The sequence below is a fragment of the Bradyrhizobium sp. Crot121 genome (genome assembly GCF_059512385.1).
Map to the genome: position 1 here is coordinate 1 of NZ_JCAMOR010000113.1, position 17,006 is coordinate 17,006.

General features: G+C 61.7%; 13 protein-coding genes, 2 tRNA genes and 4 pseudogenes. 7 read left to right on the top strand and 12 right to left on the bottom strand.

Features of this window, described 5'->3' with window-relative positions; genetic code table 11:
- Positions 1–9: 9 nt before the first annotated feature.
- Positions 10–246 (bottom strand): hypothetical protein, encoded by a 237-nt coding sequence (locus AC5ZGW_RS42160; RefSeq protein WP_496114100.1) that lies wholly within the window; start codon positions 244–246, stop codon positions 10–12.
- 351 nt (positions 247–597) lie between these two features.
- On the opposite strand from AC5ZGW_RS42160, the pseudogene AC5ZGW_RS42165 reads away from it, so the two are divergent.
- Positions 598–1,088, top strand: a pseudogene (locus AC5ZGW_RS42165) (ATP-dependent DNA ligase); the annotation flags it as partial.
- Between the two features lie 486 nt (positions 1,089–1,574).
- Positions 1,575–1,651 (top strand) — tRNA-Arg (locus AC5ZGW_RS42170).
- Between the two features lie 148 nt (positions 1,652–1,799).
- On the opposite strand, the gene AC5ZGW_RS42175 is transcribed toward AC5ZGW_RS42170, so the two are convergent.
- Entirely contained in the window at positions 1,800–2,804 is a 1,005-nt protein-coding gene (locus tag AC5ZGW_RS42175) for a dienelactone hydrolase family protein (RefSeq protein WP_130229656.1), read from the bottom strand.
- Between the two features lie 101 nt (positions 2,805–2,905).
- Between AC5ZGW_RS42175 and AC5ZGW_RS42180 the strand changes: the two are divergent.
- A pseudogene (locus AC5ZGW_RS42180) lies at positions 2,906–3,079 on the top strand (TetR family transcriptional regulator); the annotation flags it as partial.
- Positions 3,080–3,565, top strand: coding sequence for a TetR-like C-terminal domain-containing protein (locus tag AC5ZGW_RS42185; protein ID WP_245475053.1), 486 nt, complete (start codon positions 3,080–3,082; stop codon positions 3,563–3,565). It begins immediately after the preceding pseudogene.
- Positions 3,566–3,921: 356 nt separating this feature from the next.
- Here AC5ZGW_RS42185 and AC5ZGW_RS42190 read toward each other — a convergent pair whose 3' ends face one another.
- On the bottom strand, positions 3,922–4,701 hold the full coding sequence (locus tag AC5ZGW_RS42190; RefSeq protein ID WP_130229654.1) for an ArsR/SmtB family transcription factor: 780 nt from the start codon (positions 4,699–4,701) through the stop codon (positions 3,922–3,924).
- Between the two features lie 251 nt (positions 4,702–4,952).
- Between AC5ZGW_RS42190 and AC5ZGW_RS42195 the strand changes: the two are divergent.
- Positions 4,953–6,349 (top strand): annotated as a pseudogene (locus AC5ZGW_RS42195) (MFS transporter); the annotation flags it as partial.
- Between the two features lie 163 nt (positions 6,350–6,512).
- Positions 6,513–6,588: transfer RNA gene (locus AC5ZGW_RS42200), tRNA-Ile, on the top strand.
- 48 nt (positions 6,589–6,636) lie between these two features.
- Here AC5ZGW_RS42200 and AC5ZGW_RS42205 read toward each other — a convergent pair.
- The 7 genes and pseudogenes from AC5ZGW_RS42205 to AC5ZGW_RS42235 all read right to left on the bottom strand — a co-directional run bounded on the left by AC5ZGW_RS42205 (position 6,637) and on the right by AC5ZGW_RS42235 (position 12,754).
- On the bottom strand, positions 6,637–7,215 hold the full coding sequence (locus tag AC5ZGW_RS42205; protein WP_165435548.1) for a hypothetical protein: 579 nt from the start codon (positions 7,213–7,215) through the stop codon (positions 6,637–6,639).
- A 481-nt stretch (positions 7,216–7,696) separates the two neighbouring features.
- Positions 7,697–8,245: pseudogene (locus AC5ZGW_RS42210) on the bottom strand (IS5 family transposase); the annotation flags it as partial.
- Between the two features lie 129 nt (positions 8,246–8,374).
- Positions 8,375–9,136, bottom strand: coding sequence for an SDR family NAD(P)-dependent oxidoreductase (locus AC5ZGW_RS42215; RefSeq protein ID WP_496114101.1), 762 nt, complete (start codon positions 9,134–9,136; stop codon positions 8,375–8,377).
- Positions 9,137–9,258: 122 nt separating this feature from the next.
- Complete coding sequence (locus AC5ZGW_RS42220; protein WP_165435547.1) at positions 9,259–10,176, bottom strand: MBL fold metallo-hydrolase; 918 nt, start codon at positions 10,174–10,176, stop codon at positions 9,259–9,261.
- 107 nt (positions 10,177–10,283) lie between these two features.
- A complete protein-coding gene (locus AC5ZGW_RS42225; protein WP_463327772.1) occupies positions 10,284–11,489 on the bottom strand; it encodes an NAD(P)/FAD-dependent oxidoreductase in 1,206 nt (401 codons plus the stop codon).
- Positions 11,490–11,600: 111 nt separating this feature from the next.
- Positions 11,601–11,888: a hypothetical protein gene (locus AC5ZGW_RS42230; protein ID WP_130229652.1), complete on the bottom strand. Its 288-nt coding sequence runs from the start codon at positions 11,886–11,888 to the stop codon at positions 11,601–11,603.
- A 35-nt stretch (positions 11,889–11,923) separates the two neighbouring features.
- Positions 11,924–12,754, bottom strand: coding sequence for an alpha/beta fold hydrolase (locus tag AC5ZGW_RS42235; RefSeq protein ID WP_130229651.1), 831 nt, complete (start codon positions 12,752–12,754; stop codon positions 11,924–11,926).
- A gap of 337 nt (positions 12,755–13,091) precedes the next feature.
- Between AC5ZGW_RS42235 and AC5ZGW_RS42240 the strand changes: the two genes are divergently transcribed.
- On the top strand, positions 13,092–14,045 hold the full coding sequence (locus tag AC5ZGW_RS42240) for a helix-turn-helix transcriptional regulator (protein ID WP_130229650.1): 954 nt from the start codon (positions 13,092–13,094) through the stop codon (positions 14,043–14,045).
- A 119-nt stretch (positions 14,046–14,164) separates the two neighbouring features.
- Here the strand turns inward: AC5ZGW_RS42240 and AC5ZGW_RS42245 are convergent, their stop codons facing one another.
- A complete protein-coding gene (locus tag AC5ZGW_RS42245) occupies positions 14,165–14,764 on the bottom strand; it encodes an invasion associated locus B family protein (RefSeq protein WP_130229649.1) in 600 nt (199 codons plus the stop codon).
- 103 nt (positions 14,765–14,867) lie between these two features.
- A complete protein-coding gene (locus AC5ZGW_RS42250; protein WP_130229648.1) occupies positions 14,868–15,872 on the bottom strand; it encodes a hypothetical protein in 1,005 nt (334 codons plus the stop codon).
- Positions 15,873–17,006: the final 1,134 nt, after the last annotated feature.

Here is a 17,006-nt window from a genome sequence, read left to right on the forward strand (position 1 = left end):
CGCACGAAATTACTTCGCTGTCGTCGCTATCGCCGCAACTCTGCTCTGGCTAACATAACTGTCCACGCGACCTAGGGCATGCTCAAATAGGAGGAACGTCGGTCTCTCCGCACGCAAGATCACTGCAGCAGCAGGCACATCGGCGTTTCTTGACGATCGATAGTGCGTAAACGATTGGCTGGTCGCCAGCAACACCGCGGAAAAGACAACAACCAAGGCAAGTTGAAGCATATCTTCCATCGTCATCGCGCCCGGCACTCCTTGCTCCTCAGTTCAGCTATCTTTCGCCCTCGCTCCCATAGCTCGATGTCGTGGCCATCCACCATCTGCTTGGCGTGCTCTTTCGCCGCGTTATCGTCAGGGGCCAGGAATTCGTGTCGGTCCATAATGTGTCCGTCCCGACCCAGAATGAAAATGCGATACTCCTGCATGACGTCTCCCTGAGGTACGTCCTATCGGTCGGGAAAACTCGGCAATACCAAAAAAGGTTTCCAAGTTCCGGAGTCGGAACAGCGACAAAACACGTGGAACACTCTGAGCCGAAACGAACCAAGTTGCGCCACCTTGAATCGGCCTCCATCGCGTGGAGTCTCTTGAGTGACGTTTCAGCGTAAGAAGCCGGCCGCGATCGGCACCAAGGCCCCCTACCCCGGCTTCATCGAGCCCGCGTTGGCGACACAGGCGATCGGGTGCCTTCCGGGACGCGCTGGATTCACGAGATCAAGTTCGATGGCTATCGCGTCCAGCCTCATCTTGCCAACGACGACATCAAGGTATTCACGCGGCGCGGAAAAGACTGGACCAAGCGCTTCAAGAAGAATGCCGCCGACGCTTACGTGATCAACGCGGGCTCTGCGATCATCGACGGCGAGGTCGTCGTCCCCTCAGCCGACGGCACGACGGATTTTTCGGTGCTGCAGAACGAGCTGAAAGGCAAGTCTGCCAAGATCGTGATGGTAGCGTTCGATCTGCTCTATCTCAATGGCTACGATCTTCGGAAGCTGCCGCTGGTCGAACGTAAGGCACATCTCAAAAAGCTGATCGACGAGACGCCGATCCAATTCAGCGAAAGCTTCGAACTCGGCGGCTGATGTCGCCCTCGGCCGACCATACCTGGATGTCGCCGCCGAAGGTGGTCATCATGCCGGACAGGCCCGATCAGCTTGCGTTACTTTCTTCAATCATCCGCTTGACGCGGAACGCAAGCGATTGGGCCAGCTCAGGTTTTATGCGGTCTATGCAAATGCTGTCAGGTTCCTAACGTTGAACATCAGCGATAAGCGAGCAATGTCGCAGAAAATCGAAGGCGAACGCGCTTTCGGCGGCGGCGTCGCAGAGCGGCGTAAAATTTCCGCGCTGCCTGCGTCAGACGAAACCGGTTCAAAGCGCGGACATGCAACCATCTCAAATTGCTATTTCAGGCGGTCGCTTGGCGTTGCCCTCCGAAGGCACGTGTCAAGCCGGCTGGTGTGAAAAGTGACGAAGAAAGAGTATTGAACTACAAGGGCTTGCGAGGGTTACGCGTTGGGGTTCACTCATTCGCGAAATTCGCGTAAGCACTGCGTAAGCAGTAAGCACCCGTAGCTCAGCTGGATAGAGCGTCGCCCTCCGAAGACGAAGGCCACACGTTCGAATCGTGTCGGCTGCGCCAACACGGCCCCTTTCCCTGCCAGCCATGCGCCATCTCCAAAACCAATGTGCAGACAAACGCTTGCAACCCGGGCGGGCGGACGGCGCCCGCTTCTATCTTGCCGTCCTTCGATCGGGAGTAACTTCGCCGCCCATAGCCCTATCCACGGCTACTCAGGCCTGAGATGCAGTCGTAGGAATCCCATCGCTTCGGCAGCCGACTTCGCGCGAACCGCAGCATCGTAAACCATGGAATAGCCCGGCGCCTTGCCCATGCAGGAGCCGAAAGTGCCTGGGTCAAAGGGCTCCAATTGGTCATCGACGAGCAGCGAGGGTCTGTTTGGCCCGATCAGGATAAGCGGACACTTCTTCGCGCTCGGGTATTCCGGATAGAAGCGCAAGGTCGTCAAACTAGGAACCGTCCATGCATGGTAGGCGTCGGGATAGGTCACGACCTCGATCGGAGTCGGGGATCCCGCGGCTTTCGCGTAAGCGAGATAGCCCTCGACTTTCGCCACCGGCAGATTGTCGTCCTTTTCGCCGAGGAGTATGAGGACCGGCGATCCGGTGTAGGCCCCTCGTTCAGCGATCGCGCCAAAGACACCTGCCGGATAGTACGCGACGTGAGCGGCAAAGCGAGCTTGACTCGGATTGACCGCGGCGCGCAGTTGCTCAAAGGCCGTCAGATGAGCAACCTCGCCGCCAAACGAGAAGCCGACGATAGCGATTCGACTGGCGTCGATTTTAGGATGGCTGGCGAGCAGCCCCAACGCTGCGTAGGCATCTGCCACCCCAGTCGGCCAAATGCCCGGGCCGGAACGTGATGCTGCAATCCCAGTCGTTCCGCGTGCAGCAAAGCTATCATAGGTCAAGGTGGCGAACCCCGCCTTGCGTAGTTCAGCCGCGTATTGCCCTTCATTGGCGTCGAGATAGCCAGCAATCGTGTGTACGATGACGACAGCGGGATAGCGATTCCCCGCTTCGTCGGGAAAGCTCAAGGTAGCAGGCACCGTGATCGTTGCGGCAGGGGCTTCGCGCGACTGGAGTTGGCGAAATTCTGTATATGACGCGGATTGAAACGTGACCCGGTTTGGGCCTGGCTGAAGGGCCTGTCCATGGGCTGTCGCTGTTCCGAATGCGGTGGCAGCGATCATCAGGAATGAGCGCAGATGCATGTGAAACCTCTCAGTGTTCGGAGGTGCGGGGCTCCATGCGCCCAATGTAGACACCGGTCACATTGCATCTTGATGTGTGCCGTGTCAACATCAAGTTCGTCGTGACCACGAAACGCACCTATCATCATGGAGACCTGCGGGCGGCGCTGCTCAAGGCGGCGGCCTCTGAAATTGAGCGCCGCGGCTTCGAGACGCTTTCGTTGCGCGAACTCGCGTCGTTGATCGGAGTTGCGCATAGCGCGCCCTATCGGCATTTTACCGACCGTGACGCTCTGTTGGCGGCGCTTGCGGCCCAGGGCTTTGCAGAACTGCTGAAGCGCTATAAGGATAGCGCGCGCGAAAAGAGCCCGGGCGCCCGGCTGCGTGCTTGTGGCCGAGCTTTTCTCGAACTGGCCGCGGATCGGCCACAGCTTTTCCGCTTGATGTTTGCCTCCGACCTGCTGAGCGATACGTCGGCTGACCCGGCGCTCGCAGAGGTGGCCAGCGCCTGCTATGTCGCGTTGGAAGAGCGAGTGAGAGCGACCCGGCCCAACTCAGACGAGCAAACGATAAAGGCGATGACGATCGCCTATGCGTCGCTGGCGCACGGCTTTGCGCTAATGCGGGTGGGCAATCGAATAAGACCCTTCATGCGCGCCGGGCTGTCGGACGAGGACCTCGTCGATGCGTTGCTCTCGTTCGATATTCAGACTCCGTCGCGCCCCGCAAGTGCCGCAACGCGCGGCCGATCGAGAAGGCCCTCGCGGCCGGGCGACTCCTGAATGGGTAAAACTACGAAATAATACATCAGACTTCTGTTTTCGACTTTGCCCTCGATCTCGGAAATTACTCCAATTTCGCGGCGAAGCGCCAAGTCGCAGGTGGTCGCAGGGTCTTCGGAGGCGAGCGCGTGCAAGGCTGTAGCGTCATAGCGCCACGGCGAAGCTATAGTGCCCATCTTCATCGGCCGTGGCGCGCCATTTCGGAATGCGCTATCACCGCCAAAATGCGCCGCTTACCTGATGCAAGAGAGCAAACGGCAATTGCGCTGACGGAGTGCGAACCAAGTGCACTGTCCACCGTGATTCTGAATGTCAAGTACGGACAGTACTCTCGGCCGAAGCGGCTGATCGCAGCGCTACCTCCGGCCGGGGAACGCTGACTCAACCGGGATAACCGCTACCCGGCCTCGGGACAGTGATGCAACAGGCCCTTCGCAACCGTCCGTCGGGCGTGCGCTCTCGATGCCGAACGTTGTGGCGAGTTCTCTAACGCCAACCGGAGTGACGACGAGCGCGCGGCTATCCCGGACATGCTCGACCCAATCGTGCTCGAGCGCGTGATGAAGAATGGCAGCGCCGACCGCCCCTGCCAGATGCGGCCGCCGCTCGCTCCAGTCGAGACAGGGGCGACAGAACACTCGGCGCCTCGAGGCGAGGCGAAGATCGATGCCCAACTCATCGAAGAATGACCGACCGGCATCGGTTAATTGTCCGCCATCCTCGTCGAGCAGAACAAACGACTGTTGGACCAGGCGGTCGGTGATTGCGACCGCGATGCGGCCGGCCATGTGGTCATAGCACGTGCGCGCGTGTCGGAGCGTCTCTCCGCCGCGCCAGAGATTGCGCTGCCGGGCGGGGCCTTCCTGCGCCACGACCATGAGACCTTCCAGCACGCGCGCGACGGACGGAGAGGCCAAGCGGAAATATCGTCGTCGGCCCTGCTTTGCGAGCGCGAGCAATCCGGCGTCGCTGAGTTTCGCAAGATGGCCACTCGGCGTCTGTGGCGCCACGCCAGACACATAGGCAAGCTCCGAGGCGGTCAACGTTCGGCCATCCATCAGCGCGCTCAGCATGTTGGCGCGCGCCGGATCGCCGATGAGCGCCGCGACTTGGGCGATTTTGGGTCCCGTGTCCATGTCTTTCTCCTAACGCCGACGAGGACGCAGTGCCAGCGCAAATGCTTCGGCCGAGACCGTAGTAGTTCCGCAAGACTGGTTCGATCACCGGACATAGGTTGCCTGGACACCAACAAGCCCAGCGAAAGCAAGTGCCGCGATGGGCGAAAGATATCATCCCCGCGGCTGCGAATATTCGATTGGTATCGAATGTGAACGCAACGTAGGCTTATCCGAGCCGTCAAATTCTCACAGACAACTGAGTGTGATCAATGCAAACAGCTTCGCTCAACGCAAGGCGGCCGGAACAAGCCCGCTCCCACAACACGTCATCCCGTTCGCCTCTCGCGACGGCGCTGGCGCTTGCCGCCACGAGTCTTGGCCTCGGCGTGGTGCAGCTCGATATCACCATCGTCAACACTGCGCTGAGCAGCATCGGCACCTCGCTCGGCGGCAGCGTCGCCGAGCTGCAATGGGTGGTGACGGCCTATACCATCGCGTTCGCTGCCTTCATTTTGACCGCCGGCGCGCTCGGTGGACCGCGTTGGCGCCAAACGGATATTCATCGGGGGCTTTGCAATCTTCACGTTGGCTTCGCTCGCCTGCGCACTGGCCCCGTCAGCGATGTTCCTGATCGCTGCGCGCTCCGTGCAGGGCCTGGCGGCGGCGATCCTAGTGCCGAACTCGCTGACGCTGCTCAATCACGCGTATACCGATCCGAAGGCGCGCGGCCGCGCTGTCGGCTTCTGGGCCGCAGGTGCGAGCGTCGCACTGACTTCGGGGCCGTTTCGTCGGCGGCGCGCTGATCGCGCTGGTCGGATGGCGCGCCATCTTTCTCGTCAACCTGCCGATTGGCGCCGCCGGCCTCTGGCTTGCCTGGCGCTATGCCGAGGAGACGCCGCGGCTCGCGCAGCGCGAGATCGATCTGCCGGGACAGATCGCGGCGATTGCAACCCTCGGCACACTGGCCGGCGCCCTGATCGAGGCCGGCGCGCTCGGCTGGAGCCACCCGCTCGTCATCGTAGGCTTCGCGGCGGCGGCCGTAATCGGACTCGTGTTCGTATGGCGCGAGGCGCGCGCGCCACAACCGATGCTGGCGCTGTCGCTGTTCCGCCATCGCATGTTCGCGCTGACCGCTCTGGTCGGGCTTCTTTTCAACATCGCCTTCTACGGCCTGATCTTCGTGCTCAGTCTCTACTTCCAGAAGGTCAATGGCTGGTCGCCGTTCGCAACGGGCCTCGCCTTCGTGCCCATGATGGCCATGGTGCTGCCCGCCAACCTGGTCACCGCGTCGGTCAGCGAGCGCCTCGGCTCGCCGCAAACCATTGCGTTGGCTTGTGTGATCACTGCCGCGGGCTGCGTTGCGCTGCTGCCCATGGCCTCAGGCACCAGCTACGGGGCGATCGGCGCTCAGCTCATGGTCCTCGGCGGCGGGCTCGGCCTGCTCGTGCCGTCCTTGACCTCAACGCTGCTCGGCAGTGTCGAGAAGTCGCGATCCGGCATCGCCGCGGGCGTATTGAACGCGACGCGGCAGACCGGCAGCGTGCTTGGCGTTGCCCTGTTCGGCTCGCAGGTCGGAGGGAACAACGCGTTCATGACGGGCGCGCATGCCTCCCTCGTGATATCGGCCGCTGTGTTGCTCGCAGGTGCGTTCGCGATCTGGCATGGCCGGGCAAAGGAGGAACGATTGGACAGTCCAACGATACCTGCGAAAGTGTCATCAAATATTGCGAAGATTTCCACGCCTGAGCGGGCCTTCAAGCTGCGAAAGCCCAACGAATTCGTAACGTTTGTTGCGGCGGTTTAGGCCTATCGCGCGCGCGGCAGCTGGGCGGCCTGTAGCTCAATGGTTAGCGCCGGCCGCTCATAACGGTCTGGTTGCAGGTTCGAGTCCTGCCGGGCCCACCAGCGATTTCAAATTTGTGCGGACACTTTGAGAACGACTCGATTTCCGCTTTACGAACGACTCGATTTCGTTTTGAGAACGACTCGATCGCAGATCCCGCTGATATTTCTCGTAAATTCTGCCTCGATTTTTCGCCGATTTTTGAGCTCGAAAAAAGTGAGGGGGGTCAAATCACCTTCTTTGGGTCCCCAGATGCCTGCATATCCCCGCTCCAACGGCCTCGCGAGGAAGCCATGAAGCAGCCACCGACGAAGTTCGCCTTCCATGAGCAAGAGGTCGGCGACGTCGGCTTTCGTGCGATGGTGGAAGCCCGTCGCGTTGTTCTTCACATGGAGAATTCGAGCGGCCGCGAGTCCAGCGTGGACCTCATTGGACAGGCATTCGCTCTGCCTTGCCTTTGCTATTCCGAAGCAGGCTGGCAGCGCCGCGGAAGCCATTCCGGTCCGCCGGGCTGGGCTGTTTGCCACGACAGAGCGCGTGAGCCCCGGTTGTTTCTCGGGCACCTTCACAGCGATGACGTACGGCTTCTGGCGCACGAGTTCGGGCTGCATCGCGGAGATTTCCTCGGCCATCAGGTCGCGTTCAAGGATTCCATCGCTGGCCAGACTTTGAAGCAGATCATGCTCCATGATCCCATCCGCGCGGCGCTCTTCCGGAAGGCCGACGCATCGCTCGACAATTGGGCCGAGCAGGTCGTTTCCGAGGAGCCGGCGTGACCCTGTCGACTGGCGATATGACGGGACTCCCGCTTCGAAGGCCTCAGACGAAGTGAGTAATCCTCTAGCGCAGGGGCGGTGGTCGACATCTTCTCAACCCAAGGTCATGCCTGCTATATCCGGCACCGCATACCGGAGGAGTCGATGAGAAGCCCTGCCATTCGGATCCAGGAACTCGATGACAGCCAGCTTGAGGAGTTCGTAGATCTTTGGGCGAGCCAAAAGTCGAAGCTATACGTCAGCGTGGAGCGGGTCGGCGGCGCCAACGATAAGGGCCGAGATGTCATTGGATTTCTAACCCTCCGCCGACACGAAGGCGAATGGCACCTCTACCAGTGCTAACGGAAGACGCTGGGATCGAAACTCGGGCTTTCAGAGGCGCTGCTCGAACTCGGAAAGGGCCTTGCTGGCGGGCAAGCTCCCTGATCCAGTCGGCGTCGTAGCCGCGATCCGCGAGCAACATCGTCTGGGGAAGCATGGCGCAGAGGAGGACCGAACACAGCCGGTTGTCGTGCGCTTCACCGGGCGTGAGGGCAAGACGGACCGGCAGGCCATTGGTGTCCACCACCGCGTGAATCTTGCAGGTCAGGCCCCCTCGCGAGCGACCCATATCCTGCTGATTGTTGTCCGAGATGCAGGCTCCGTGCTGGTGCACTCGGACGACCGAGGTGTCAATCATCTGCACCGCCGGTTCATGACCGGCGGCAAGCGTATCCATGATCTGGTCACAGACGCCAGCCTGCCGCCACCTAACGAAGCGATTGTAGCAGGTGGTGCGCGGACCATAGGTCGGCGGCAGGTCGCGCCATGGCGCACCCGAGCGCAGAACCCAGAAGATGCCATTGAGCACGCGACGGTCATTTACCCGCCGAACGCCGCGCGGCTTGTTGGGCAGCATCGGCTTGATTGCGGTCCATTCATAGTCGCTGAGTTCGTAGCGCATGATTCGAGGCTCCCGGTCAGAGATTGAATCACGTCTCGAGCAGCGCCATCAACTCGCCATGACCAACGCGCAGTCGCTCATGCTCTGAATTCACTTACGGACATGGCTGGACTTTTGGCAGCGTGGAAACTAAGCCAGTCCCAAGCCGCCATCGACGGCGAGAACCTGGCCCGTCAGCCATTGCGAGGCGGGGCCCGCAAGCTGGACAATCCATTCCGCGATGTCATCGGGAACGCCGCGCCGACCGAGCGGAATCCGTGCGCGCTCGTCTTCCTTGACGGCTTCTGCCTGTTCCGCAGATAGCCCCATCATCCCGGTCAAGGCGCCGGATTCCGTGGGCCCGGCGGCGACCGCATTCACCCTTATTCCGAGCGGCGCGAGTTCGAGCGCCCAGCAGCGGGTCAGGTGTTCCAGCGCCGCCTTGCTGGCGGCGTAGTGGGATAGTCCCGCCGCCGGCCGGTGACCGAAGGTCGAGGAGATGTTGATGATGGTGCCCTGCGTCGCCTTCAGGTGAGGAAGGGCGGCGCGGGCCAGCAGGCTCGGACCGAGCACATTGACAGAAAAGATGTCTGCGATCCGATCGGCTGTCGCATCCGATAACGGAAGGATGGCTCCCGCGCCGGCGTTGTTGACGAGCCCATCCACTCGGCCCCAGTTGTCGACCGCCGTGGCGATGGTCCGCCCGGCGTCTTCAGCAGAGGCGGTATTCGCAACGATGCCCGCGATATTCTTATGCTCCGCCACCGTTTGCTCGACGGGGCCGGCGCGGCGGCCGGTGATGAGCACCTTGTCGCCTTGGTTCGCGAAACGGAGCGCGGCCGCCCGACCAATGCCAGAGCTGCCACCCGTTATGATCATGACTTTTTCGTTCTGCATGTTCGTTCGACTCATCTGTAAAGTTTGAAGTTGGTCCAAGCGGGCATAAACGACCGCTTCGGGTTCAGTGGTTGCGAGGTATTGAACCAGGGCGCGAACTCATACGCGCCCTGGGTCGGCCTTAACCCAACGAGCGGTCAGTAGTCCCAGAAGACCGGCACGAAACGGAAGGCGTCGCCGTCGGCCGCCACCCGTCCGATGGACGGGAAAGGCAGGTGAGTGGCCACCAGCATCTCGCCGTTCTTAGCCAGCTCCCGCAAAAGACGGACCCGAACGCGCGCCGCCTCTTCGGGATCGTGTTCGAAACCGTTGTGCCAGTCGGGCTGCTCGAACCCGACGGTAAACACGGCGTCGCCGGCGAACGTCAGCCCGTCACCGCCGGACGCCACGCGGACCACGCTGTGCCCGGGGGTGTGACCGCCGGTGCGACGGGCGACCACGCCCGGCGCAATCTCGTGCTCCTCATCGAACGTCCGCAGGTTGCTACCGTACTCGCTCACGAACCGCCTGGCGGCCGACCGGAGCGCATCCGGGAAGCCCTGCGGCATGGAGGTGTGGGAGAAATCGGGCGACTCCCAGAACTTGACCTCGGCGGCCGCCACGTGGATCCGCAGGTCTTTACGCAGCCGCTCCTTCACCCCCTCGACGAGCAGCCCGCCAATGTGGTCCATGTGCATGTGGGTCAACACCAAGTCTGTGACGGACCCAAGATCGATGCCGGCGGCCTCCAGTCGCTTGATCAACTGGCCGGCCCGCGGCAGGTTCAAGTCCGGATCGGACCCTAGTCCAGCGTCAATGAGGATGGTCTTGCCGCCGCTCCGCACCACGACCACGTTCAGCGCCCAATCGAACGCGTCCTGCGGCAGGAACATGTCTTTCAGCCAGGCCGCGCGGTCGGCCGGGTCGGCGTTGTGTCCCAACATTTGGGTCGGGAGCGGGAGCACGCCATCGCTGACCACCAGCACGTCGATGTCGCCGACCTTCAGCGCGTAGCGCGACGGGACGAGCTCTTCGGGTTTGGATGTCGCGGGGTATGAGGTGTTGTGCACGTTCATGTCTGTCTCCTGTTTTATGGTAAAGGCGCTTGGTTGGTCTTGGTCTGTCGGGATTTGGTTGAGCAGGCCGCGGACCAGGGGAGCGCGGCCGCCATTGCTTGGGGCGTCTAGAGGTCGGTCACACGCTCCGGATCGGCCGACGCGAGCGCCGCGGCGCGCTCGGCGCGGGGCGGGTAGATCCAGACAGTGTTGATCTCCTGCTTGGTCTTCTTGGCGACGTCGCCGACCATCTCGACCTTGCGCTCCCAGCCGCGCGTGAAAAGCGCGCCGGCTTCGCCGAGGTCGAGGCAGGTGACGTACGCCTTCTGGTGATACCGCCTGGTCGGAACGCCCAGGAGTTCGGCGGCGGCATTGTTGCCGGCAAAGGCGCCCATCCGGGTGGCGTGCTGGCAGGACATCAGCGCGTAGTTGCCGTCGTCGTCGCATGCGGCCCGCGCAGCATCGCCTGTGGCGAAGACGCCGGCGACACCCGGCACGCGCAGATCGCGATCCACCAACAGCCGGCCGAAATTGTCGCGCTCGGAGGGAATCTGCGCCGTCAACGGCGCGGCGCGCATGCCGGCCGCCCAGACCACCGTCTCGGTTTCGATGTGTTCGCCGGTCGACAGGGTGACGCCTGAATTGTCGAGGGAGGCGACACCGGCCCCGAGCCGGGTCTCTACGTCGAGCTTGCGCAATGCTTCCTCGATTAATGGGCGAGGGCCTTCGCCCATGTCGGGAGCGATCGCACTGTTGCGGTCGACGATGATCACGCGCGTCCTTGCGTCCGTGCCAAGGATTTCGCGCAAGCGCGTCGGCAGCTCGGTCGCCGCCTCGATACCTGTGAAGCCGCCGCCGGCGACGACGACCGTATCGCGCCCCTTGATGGCCGGCCGCCCGGCCAGGCTGTGTAGATGCTTGTCGAGCGCGATTGCGTCATCGAGCGAGTCAACACTGAAGCCGTGCTCGGCAAGGCCCGGAATATTCGGGCGGAACAGCTGGCTGCCGGTGGCCACGACCAGCCGGTCGTAGGAGAGCGACTTGCGTGTACCTTTGGCTGTGGCGATCTGCACCATCCGAGACTTGGTGTCGATCGTCTCGGCGCTGCCCTGCACGTAGGCGACGTCGATCGCCTTGAGCACATCGAGCAGAGGCGCAGTCAACGTCTCGGGCTTCGCTTCGTAAAGGCGCGGGCGCACCACCAGCGTCGGATCGGGGGCGACCAGCGCGATCTCGAGCTCCTCGGGCGAGACGCCCCGGATGTCGCGCAGGCGGGCGGCGGAAAGTGCAGCATACATGCCGGCAAAGCCGGCGCCGATGATGACTAATCGCATGTCATTTGCTCCTGTGGTTTTGGCTTCCAAAAGTCCGCGCGTTACCGGCGCTGCCCCAGATGGGCGGCAGCGACCGACGACGACGCGAAGCGGTGAAACGAGATCTGGTTCTTAAGGGGCGACGCAGCCGGGCGGCGACCAGCGCGGCCAGCCGTGGCGAAAGAGGATCGGTTGCGCGGGGTTTGCGCCCCACTCCTGGTGGGGAAGACGGGAGCCGTCCCTGGGCATGATGGAAATCAGCGGGTGCGCCCGTTGCGCGGCTTGCGGTGGAATCTCCACCTCTTCACCCGCCGCTGAAGTGAAGCGAACGGCCAGCGACAGCCCGTAGATGACCGCAGAGGCGACGGCTCTCGGCCGCGATCTGATTGCAAGGGGGGCGACGAGGTTCTTCCAGGTCATTTTTTGTCTCCCGCTGTTCTTGACGTCGATGCCGACTAGGCTGAGATGAAGGAGAGAAGCTCGGCGTTGATGATGTCGGCATGTGTCGTGCACAGGCCGTGCGGCAGCAGGTCGTAGATTTTCAGAGTGCTGTGCTTCAGTAGCTTCGCCGACAGGGATGCCGAGTCGTTGACGGGTACGATCTGGTCGTCACCGCCATGCAGGACGAGCGTGGGCACGGTGATGCTCTTCAGATCCTCGGTGAAGTCCGTTTCCGAGAAGGCTTTGATGCCGTCATAGTGGGCCTTGGCACTGCCCATCATGCTCTGGCGCCCCCAATTCCAGATGACGGCCTGCGATGCTTCTGCGCCCGGGCGGTTATAGCCATAGAATGGACCGCTCGCGAAGTCTTGGTAGAACTGCGCCCTGTTGGCGGCGAGCTGCTGGCGTAGGCCATCGAACACTTCGATGGGCAAGCCAGCCGGATTCGCCTCTGTCTTCAACATCAGCGGCGGCACCGCACCGATCAGGACCAGCTTGGCCACGCGATTTCTGCCATGGCGTGCAACGTAGCGCGTGGCCTCGCCGCCGCCCGTGGAATGACCGATGTGAATGGCATTCCGAAGATCGAGGTGCTCTACGACGGCCGCGACATCGGCTGCGTAGTGATCCATATCGTGGCCGTCACTCACCTGCATCGAACGGCCATGACCCCGGCGATCATGGGCGATGACACGGTAACCCTTGCTGACGAAGAAGAGCATCTGGTTATCCCAGTCGTCGGCGGTCAGCGGCCAGCCGTGGTGAAAAACGATCGGCTGGGCGGATTTCGGCCCCCAGTCCTTATAGAAAATCTGGACGCCATCGTTGGTGGTGACGGAGGTCATAGGATCGGTCCCTCGAGTTCGTGTGTCGCTCTCTCAGCGCGGGCACGACGATCTCTAGCGAACCTGGCGTGCCGCTGCCCCAGAGCGTTTGCCGTCGCTAAAGAGCGATTGCTGCTAACGCCTCCGCCAATCGCTCGGGATTTCGCAGGTTCTGCGGATAGCTCGGCCAATTATGTGTTCTTCCGCTTCACCGTAGCGGGTAGATCACACTATCCGTCAGGTTTACGTGAGGAGTTTGCTGAGGTAAGTTCCGCCATCAGGTCAGCGACCGCCCCATCTACTTGCTCGCGCCATCGCGGCGAGGGCTCCATCGCCACCGCAACTTTGGTATTGGATCATGAATAAGCCGATCCTGCGCGATCCGTTGCAGGAGCACCCGCCCGCCATATCTGAGGGCCGTCAGAGCGGCGTGTCCGTTGCCGATGGGCGTCGTGCCGATGCGGAGATGGCCCGTGTGCTCGGGACCGAACCGTTTCACATGGCATTGGACGCCTCCGGTGCCGGGATCGCCCACTGGAAACATGAACCACTGCACGACGTCGTCGCGCCAATGGCCCATCACGTCATCATGGCTTACAACGGTATGATGCAGCGCATGGAGCGGCGGTCAGGAAGATCGGTCGCGATTGGAACGTTTCGTCCCGGGGTTGTGATCATCATTCCGGAAGGATCAAGCTCCCGATGGGATATTCCGAAACCTGTTGATGTCGTCCAGCTCTATCTTCCTCACGCAACGCTGAGGCGCGTTGCCGACGAAGCCGATATCTCCACACCGGTCGATCTCATGGAGCGAACGGCGCATCCCGACCCCTTTACATCCCGATTGCTGTTGAGCGCGGTGGATGTCATGGAGGGCAATGGGGCCCTGGATACCCTGTTCAGGCATCAGCTGACGGACCTGCTGGCCACGCGCCTCCTGGCTGCACACGCCGGCTCGCCAACCACGTCCCGGCCGACCATGGGTGGGCTGTCGCCGAAGGTCCTGCTCCGTGCCATCGAACGCTTGCGCTCGGGCAGCGACGCCGACGTCTCCCTCGATGCCCTGGCTTCCGATGCTGGCCTGTCGCGCTTCCACTTCTGTCGTGCCTTCAAGGAGAGTACCGGGCTTTCGCCGCATGCCTGGCTGCGCCAGCACCGCCTCGAGCAGGCCATGAATATGCTGCGCGACACCGACGAGTCGGTCGTCTCGGTCGCCGCGGCGCTTGGCTATGCCTCCCAGACGGCCTTCGCCGCGGCGTTCAGGAAGCTGACCGGTGAAACGCCGAGCGATTGGCGGCGGCGCATGCGTTAACAGCAATGCTCCGCGCAGGACGTCATGCTGAACCGACGTACCACTTGGCATATGCCTTGTTGCGCGACTTCCGTTTGGGGTCCATCGCGTCGCTTCGCTGCTGTGCAACGATAAGTCGCCTATCGGGGCATAGCGGACCTCGCAAGCCGCCCGTCCGGCAGATTTATGGGTTCACGGCCTAGTCTGATCGGCGAATTGGCTTTGTCGACCGTCTCGAGAACAAGCATTCGCCCTTGCTTGAGCTGATCGATCAGTTCCGCTCCAGCGTCATAGTGGGCCATGCAGCCACTAGCAAGGCAGCGGACATAGGGCCGCTCGATTGGCTTGCTCTGATCGATGATGATACGGACACCGCGCTCAAAGCTCACTCGGGTCGGCAGGGTAACGTGCAACGTCTTTTGGGTGTCTCCGTTTCGCTCAATGAACACAGCCGTGACAACTGGTGCACAGTCAGCATAGCGGCCATCCCTGCCGACAAAGCAGGTTTCGTTCACACAGAACTTAGTCCAGGGAGAGTAAGTTAGCGCCGGCGGACTGGCCTCCTCGGCGGTTGCCGGCGCGGCAGCGAGACAACAAAACGTGGCGAAGCAACGAAATACCTTGCAGCACACAGCCGCCTCCCCGAAAGGACATGAACTCAAGCATGGACTGCAAACTTTGTCCACATTGGGGGCGTTGCTACGCTCGGCAACAGTTCTGCTATGGGTCAATCGCATCATTTTGTGCTTAGCAATAGGACGGCAGCTTCGCCCCAATAACCGGACCTGTTTGAGACCAGCCGGCTCGCCTGCGTCGGGCCAACAGACGACGTGGTTCGATCATCTATGAGGACGTGTTAGCAGATAGGCTTGCGACCAGTTCGCGCAAATACACCCTGATCGCGTCGGAATCTGCATTCAACCGCGCGCCGTTCGTGTGAAACAGAAACTTGATGCGTAGTCCGTTAGCAATGACTTCTTGCGCACCGCAGAAGAGCGCTGCGTCGGCGGTAGATGCTTCATCGCCTTCGCAGACTAGCACGAAAGGCTCGCTGCTTTCGATTAGACGCTGATGTAGCCGCTCTTCTATCGCGAAGTTGCCGCCGCGCAGGATGGCGGCGTCCATCTCGGAGCCGTAAATCGTGGCGCGTTCCATCCTCCGTGCTGGATGCGTCTTGTCAGCTAGGAGGCACACGAGGATAAGCGTCTTATCGGCCGCCGACGTGCAGGTTGCCGCCGCCCAACTCTGCACATGCGAGCTGCCGAACATCCAAGGATACAGGTTAACCGCGACCGGCCCGATCACTTGATTGTCTCGGAGTTCGCGCCCGCAGAGTTCCTTGAGACCACGCTCGCTACCGAAGCCGAGATGGCGAACGTAAGTCGAACCCGTCGCGCCCAACTCATCGACGGCAAACACCGGTGTTGCCCTTATTTGCAACATCATGTTCGCCGACGTCACGCGATAGACGGCTGCGGCGCAAACTCGCTGGGAGGGCCGCTTGAGCCATGCGACGGTCTCTGCAGGCCCCGAAAAGGCGACGGGTGGCAAGATATAGCCGATCATGGCGACTGCCATGAACCGATAGGGATGTCGGCTCAAAGGCGCGATCCACAGCGTCGCCGCGCGAGTGAGCAATCCACAGCATAGGCCGCCGACAGCGGTCAAGACGAAGAGCAGAGCGAGAGCCGACGCGAGCCCGCCACCTGCCGTCGCCTTCGCGTAAGCGGCGGAGGCAAGAGCAGCGAAACCGGCAATGATAAGCGAAGGCCACCCGGGCAGTGCGAGGCCGACTAGAAATGGGAACGTGTACAACGTCGCAATGTGAGTGTCGTCGAGCAAGAACATGGCGGCTCTCAAATTCCTCCGTGACGCATGACAAGCCTGCTGCCCGAGTTGCCACAAACATTAGCCCGCAGGCTAACGAACGTTTATCGCCACGGCTTGAAACGGAGTGCGTAAAATTCCGGAAATATTTGGAATCGAGACCGGAAAAGTCCGCCAGTTTTCATCTTCTGAGGCACGTCCGCTTCGGGTCTTGTGTCACGAGCATCGCCAGTCCACGCGGCGATGCGCAACTGTACGAGAGATGAAGGAGGGCCCTTCGGGTTCGGCAATCAGGTGCCGATCTCAAGCCACCGCAAGCTGCTGTCGCCAAAAGCGATGGTGGTGAACGTTGCGGAAACGTCGGGACAAGATCCCGGCAGGCACGGTCGAGAGAGGCGAGCGCAAGCGAACCGCTGCAGAAGTGTCGAAAGCGGATTAGGCGATGTCAGAACCGGGGGGTGACCCTTCCTCCGGGATCAGCTCGGGGGATGCCTGAGACTGCCCGAGCGACATCCGGCATGTAGGCGGCGCGAAGCTCGACCAGGCTGTCGTACGGAACGTGAGAACCTGGCCGGCGATGCCAAGGGAAAAGACACAAGCGGCTACCACCGCAAGGTCGAAAGTACCGATGCGCCGGAGAGGGGCGGACTGCCTCGTATTAGCGATGAAGCGGAGTAATGCCCGTGGAGCGAAGGGGGCAGGTCATCGCCATTGGATCGGGTCAACCAGCATTGGGAGGAACTCGATCGTCAATGGAAGGCGGCAGCCTTCATGCGATGGCACGAGCCGTATGAATCGAGAGGTTCACGTACGGAATCTGTGAGAGGCTCGGGGTGAAATTCCCCGGGCCTACTCGGCATCAACGTCGTTTTGGCCATCGGTCGGTCGCTTCCGGTCTAGCCCGATGAACGGACATCGTCAGAGGCCGTTGGCATGTCACTGAAGGGCCACGGGACTAAACCGCTCGCGCGGTAGGCCGCTGCGGCAAACAGGGTGGCCAAGCCGATAGCGCCAAGGGGCGTCCTGTCTTGAGATTGAGGGGTTGCAACAACCTCACCCAAGACAGGAGCATCCCCATGACCGACGAGGCAATGAGCCCGTTGCGCCGGCGCATGATCGAAGACATGACGATCCGCAAGTTGGCCCCGAAGACCC

Excerpts from the sequence above, each read along its gene's own strand:
- AC5ZGW_RS42215 (WP_496114101.1), bottom strand. The coding sequence starts at position 9,136 with ATGAGTCGAACGAACATGCAGAACGAAAAAGTCATGATCATAACGGGT.
- AC5ZGW_RS42175 (WP_130229656.1), bottom strand. The coding sequence starts at position 2,804 with ATGCATCTGCGCTCATTCCTGATGATCGCTGCCACCGCATTCGGAACA.
- AC5ZGW_RS42250 (WP_130229648.1), bottom strand. The coding sequence starts at position 15,872 with ATGTTCTTGCTCGACGACACTCACATTGCGACGTTGTACACGTTCCCA.
- AC5ZGW_RS42230 (WP_130229652.1), bottom strand. The coding sequence starts at position 11,888 with ATGACCTGGAAGAACCTCGTCGCCCCCCTTGCAATCAGATCGCGGCCG.
- AC5ZGW_RS42160 (WP_496114100.1), bottom strand. The coding sequence starts at position 246 with ATGACGATGGAAGATATGCTTCAACTTGCCTTGGTTGTTGTCTTTTCC.
- AC5ZGW_RS42220 (WP_165435547.1), bottom strand. The coding sequence starts at position 10,176 with ATGAACGTGCACAACACCTCATACCCCGCGACATCCAAACCCGAAGAG.
- AC5ZGW_RS42235 (WP_130229651.1), bottom strand. The coding sequence starts at position 12,754 with ATGACCTCCGTCACCACCAACGATGGCGTCCAGATTTTCTATAAGGAC.
- AC5ZGW_RS42245 (WP_130229649.1), bottom strand. The coding sequence starts at position 14,764 with ATGATGCGATTGACCCATAGCAGAACTGTTGCCGAGCGTAGCAACGCC.
- AC5ZGW_RS42205 (WP_165435548.1), bottom strand. The coding sequence starts at position 7,215 with ATGGAGCATGATCTGCTTCAAAGTCTGGCCAGCGATGGAATCCTTGAA.
- AC5ZGW_RS42240 (WP_130229650.1), top strand. The coding sequence starts at position 13,092 with ATGAATAAGCCGATCCTGCGCGATCCGTTGCAGGAGCACCCGCCCGCC.
- AC5ZGW_RS42225 (WP_463327772.1), bottom strand. The coding sequence starts at position 11,489 with ATGCGATTAGTCATCATCGGCGCCGGCTTTGCCGGCATGTATGCTGCA.
- AC5ZGW_RS42190 (WP_130229654.1), bottom strand. The coding sequence starts at position 4,701 with ATGGACACGGGACCCAAAATCGCCCAAGTCGCGGCGCTCATCGGCGAT.